The sequence below is a fragment of the Nitrososphaerota archaeon genome (assembly GCA_011605775.1).
In the GTDB taxonomy this organism is placed as follows: domain Archaea; phylum Thermoproteota; class Nitrososphaeria; order Nitrososphaerales; family JAAOZN01; genus JAAOZN01.
Genome location: JAAOZN010000056.1, coordinates 1 through 3,965, shown reverse-complemented (window position 1 = coordinate 3,965; position 3,965 = coordinate 1). Strand labels below are relative to the sequence as shown.

Annotated in this window: 6 protein-coding genes; 1 reads left to right on the top strand and 5 read right to left on the bottom strand. The window is 46.8% G+C overall.

The features are described from left to right. Positions 1-57 precede the first annotated feature (57 nt). On the top strand, positions 58-591 hold the full coding sequence (locus HA494_05240; protein NHV97176.1) for a hypothetical protein: 534 nt from the start codon (positions 58-60) through the stop codon (positions 589-591). Here the strand turns inward: HA494_05240 and HA494_05235 are convergent. From HA494_05235 to HA494_05215, 5 genes are all read right to left on the bottom strand, one after another. Next, the gene (locus HA494_05235; protein NHV97175.1) at positions 556-1,506 is read right to left on the bottom strand and encodes a hypothetical protein; all 951 of its coding nucleotides are present in this window, start codon (positions 1,504-1,506) and stop codon (positions 556-558) included. The two genes, HA494_05240 and HA494_05235, sit on opposite strands and share 36 nt — an antisense overlap. Positions 1,507-1,508: 2 nt before the next feature. Beyond that, positions 1,509-2,033: a hypothetical protein gene (locus tag HA494_05230; protein NHV97174.1), complete on the bottom strand. Its 525-nt coding sequence runs from the start codon at positions 2,031-2,033 to the stop codon at positions 1,509-1,511. 90 nt (positions 2,034-2,123) lie between these two features. Next, on the bottom strand, positions 2,124-2,636 hold the full coding sequence (locus tag HA494_05225; GenBank protein ID NHV97173.1) for a hypothetical protein: 513 nt from the start codon (positions 2,634-2,636) through the stop codon (positions 2,124-2,126). Positions 2,637-2,639: 3 nt separating this feature from the next. Continuing rightward, the gene (locus HA494_05220; protein ID NHV97172.1) at positions 2,640-3,689 is read right to left on the bottom strand and encodes a radical SAM protein; all 1,050 of its coding nucleotides are present in this window, start codon (positions 3,687-3,689) and stop codon (positions 2,640-2,642) included. A 72-nt stretch (positions 3,690-3,761) separates the two neighbouring features. Beyond that, positions 3,762-3,965 (bottom strand): Lrp/AsnC family transcriptional regulator (locus HA494_05215; GenBank protein ID NHV97171.1); only part of this gene is annotated, 204 nt, incomplete at its 5' end.

Sequence of the window (3,965 nt, the reverse complement as noted above, 5' to 3'; positions counted from 1 at the left end):
TTTAGTATATACGATACATCTATTTAATGCTAGATAAATAGGGAAATATGAGCGAAGATGGTTGGTGAGGTTGCGGTTAGCCGATGGGCGAACAGATTCATCTGGGCGGCGGTCATTCAAGGCGCTTGCGCGCTGGTGTGGACGATTCTAATCGTAGCACCATTCGTACAGCCACCTATCTCGAGAATCATAGCTGGCGGCAGCGCTGGAACTTGGTTCTTTGTAGGCTACATATCCTATATCGTTGTAGGAGTAATTGGTGTAGCTGTGACAAGCCTCTTCTATCATCATATCGAAGTGACCCTAAAGAAGCCCTTTAAAGGCCTAGGAAACGTGCTGGCAAGCATACACTTCATATTAATGAATGTCGGCGTAGCTGGCGCAACTTGGCTCCTCATGATAGCTGGCTACACAGGAGGCAAAGCTCTACAACCAACACAACTCGGAGGCTTAGGCTACACAAACCCGGGTCAAGTGCATCCTCTTATTGCTGGATATGTGGAACCTATAGGGTACTTCATAATAGCTTTAGGTATAGGTGTCCTCGCAGGCGGATTAGGCTACGTGATAACCTACCTTAGAAGACAATAGCCGACCCAAGCCCCCTCTTCTTTTTATTAACATCATTACTAACATAGCTGTAACCGCTAATGTCAATGCATAAATTAGAGCAACGTAGAGTGATGTAGCAGAGGGCTCCCAACTCGCAACAGGGCTGTAAACCCATTTCCATTCACTTGAGCTACTGGTAACTGCGATAAAGCTAGGTGGGCTTCCACCACCCACTAGGAAGAGGGGTTTATGCAAGGGATCCCAGCCTCCGAGCACATATCCTTCCCCTTCAACCCTCAATCCATCTATGTAAACGTCCTCAAGTACGGCTTCACCCATCTCCTTGAACACAGCGGGGTTTGACGTATATGACTCAAAGGCAAAGACTTCCTGCTCCCCGCTTCTTAGCTGCACATTACTTGCTGGGAATATGCCCATAGACCTATCGCCTGTGATGAGGTTCAACACAGCGTAGCCCCACCCTTCATCGTAAATCCTGTATAGCGTAAGACATATTCTATCATTAGCAAACATCTGTGGTAGTGATCTGTTTGCAACCCAGATGTAAGTCTGGGGGTACTCAGCTATATTTCTTATGTAGAATGCGTATAGCATCCACGTCTGCACATCAGGGTTAAGACCAGCTGCGACTTGAAGAACCTCACCTTCACTATTCATGGCTGAAAGGATAAGATAGATGGTGTTATCTGTCCACGTTATATTAGGCAGCCTGATGACCACAGTTATATTAGATACCGCGCTCCAATCTAATCTGAAACCTCTTTCTAAAGGTGTACCATCGGGGAAAACCAGGCCGAGTGCCCAAGGCAACTTCACCTCTACCCACTGGTTACCCTCATTTTCACTTAAGGCAGCGGTGAGCGCTCCTGAATAGCTTGCAAATAGGATTAGTGCGACAAACGTGAGGGCTATCTGCTTCCGAAGGCAAAACACGTTTATTCGCCTTTGGGAATCTGCTTCGATCTAATGATGGTCACAATGTTGAACAAAACACCTAATACGGCAATAATCGTGAAGGCTGTTATGACGTCTACAAACGGCTCCAGTATGGCTTGAACTTGCTGTGTAGGTAGGTGCTTTATACTCCTAGCATACCCTCCTATCGCACCTCCAACTCCAAGAAGCATTGTAGCCAGCGTTGCGCCTATAAATAGCGTAAATAAACCAATAGCGGCCAACCTTCCGTCTACTACACGCCCTTCCTCTTCGAGCTGCTTATACAGTGTTGAGAAGCCTATGAATCCACAGAAACCGATCATAATAAATAGGATGTATCCAAGTATAAGCCACGTTCCCGGGCCCCCTTCAGCCATAATGGGGAGAAGGTAGGAGAGAGGTTTAATACGTGTTATAAGTATTAGTGTCCAAGCCGCAGCTATAACTGCGTTTACCAGCGCCAATCTTCGGTATATTCTGCTCCAACTATCTTTAATCATATATGCTAATAATGCAAGGGTCATTATCTGAACCTTTCGGTCAGAATTGTCAATTACAAATACAGGAGGCAAGAAAATAGCCCTGAGAGACAAAGTATGAAAGGGCTTATCCGGCTAAATCTTCGCTACCACCTTTGAGAGATACTTTCTCCACACTATTGATGCAATATACCCACCAACCAACCCGCTTGCTGTACCGGACACCAGAATAACCACCTCCACCATCAGGTTTCTTGGCATCAGTGTGAAGGCGTATACGGTAGTGTAGTATGAGAGTAAGCCGATCAAGGCTGTGCTTACGCACATAGATATGGTTAGTCTGAGCGTGCTGAGGTGAGAGGCTCGAACCTTAAGTAGGGTGCAAAGGCTGTCGGTAAGGATGCCATAGATCAGAGCGAAGAGTAGTGTGAATGGTGAAAGCGCTGGTCTAAGGACAGCTGTTAGCAGCCCACCTACCACCGCCACATACGTTGCACCAAACCTCCCCATCACCAAATAGCCTAGGGGTAGTAGGAGCGCTTGAACAATCACAGCAGCCTTATCAAGAGGTGTCACAAGCGGCATCTTCGATGCGAATATTACCACCCCGAAGAGTGTTGCCAAAGCCAACCTCTTACTCTTAACCATTAGTCAACTCTCCTTAAGCCAGCAGCCTGGGTCAGCTGCAAGGGGGTCTCCTGTTTCCTCGTAAGCCCTCCCTCTGCAGCCTGCGCATACCTCTCTATACCTACACCTTCCACATTCGCCTTTCAAAAGGCTTCTTGAGCGAAGGTTAACGAGGAACGGGTGTTCCCATATTTTACGCAGATGTTCTCTGCGAATATTCCCCAGCCTGTATTGGAGTAGCATGCAGGGGATTACATCGCCGTTAAATAGTATGGTGATGTAGCCGTTGGACATACCAGCTGCGCACCCTCTATCATAGTACGGAATTCGACGCAGTAAATCATTTGAAACCATTTTCGGTTGAATACCCTTATATTTGAGGGATAAAGGATACATGGGGCAGGCTGGGACACGAATTATCAAGGGGTATTCGCGCTGCACATCAGCGAGCCACTCCATTATTATCCTCCTCTCCTCTACACTAAGAGGTTCGTCTGGGCACTCCTCTTTAACCCTCTTTACTTGCACAAGGTCGAAGAACTCTACGGCAGACGCTCCATAGTCTACAGCCATCTTAAGAATATCCGGTATCTCCTTTAGAATATGCCTCCTTATTACCGTGTTGAACTGGAATGGTAAGCCGACCCTCTTACAGGACTCAACACCCCTCATCGCTTTTTCGAAAGCACTTTTCTCCCCACGAAACTTATCGTGAGTTTCAGCACTTGCACCATCAATAGATATCGCTACAGCTTGGACACCAGCTTTACGCATCTTCGCAGCAACCTCCTCGCTAATCAGTGTACCGTTACTCCCCACAACCACCCTCAACCCTTTTGTCGAAGCGTAGCGTGCTAGATCGAAGAAGTCTTCTCTGCAAAGTGGCTCACCACCATCAAGTATAAGCATCCTAACCCCCCAATTTGCTAGCTCGTCAAGCAGATTCTTCGCATCCTCAGTCGATAGTTCGTCTGAAGAAGGGTTTTCTTTAGCATCGCTATAGCAGTGTTTACATTTCAGATTACAAGCTTGGGTTATAGCATATGAAGCTAAAAAGGGCGGTTGCGTCTCCATCGATCATACTTGCTTCGTTCTCCTATTTACGCTTTACTCTATCAGCAATAAATTTGTCAAAAGGTTGCTGGTTCAGTAAATTGGTAGAGCTGGGTCGATCTTTATGAGCTCTGTTATAACCCATACCACAACATCCTTCACACCTTCTAACGTCTTCACCCGTTGCTTAAACTCATTCAACGCCTTCATGTCACGCACGTGAATCACGGAGATTATATCATATTCCCCTGTGGTCTGGAAGACGTGCTGGACTTCCTCGAAAGAAGCTACCCCTCT

Excerpts from the sequence above, each read along its gene's own strand:
- HA494_05220 (NHV97172.1), bottom strand. The coding sequence starts at position 3,689 with ATGGAGACGCAACCGCCCTTTTTAGCTTCATATGCTATAACCCAAGCT.
- HA494_05230 (NHV97174.1), bottom strand. The coding sequence starts at position 2,033 with ATGACCCTTGCATTATTAGCATATATGATTAAAGATAGTTGGAGCAGA.
- HA494_05225 (NHV97173.1), bottom strand. The coding sequence starts at position 2,636 with ATGGTTAAGAGTAAGAGGTTGGCTTTGGCAACACTCTTCGGGGTGGTA.
- HA494_05240 (NHV97176.1), top strand. The coding sequence starts at position 58 with ATGGTTGGTGAGGTTGCGGTTAGCCGATGGGCGAACAGATTCATCTGG.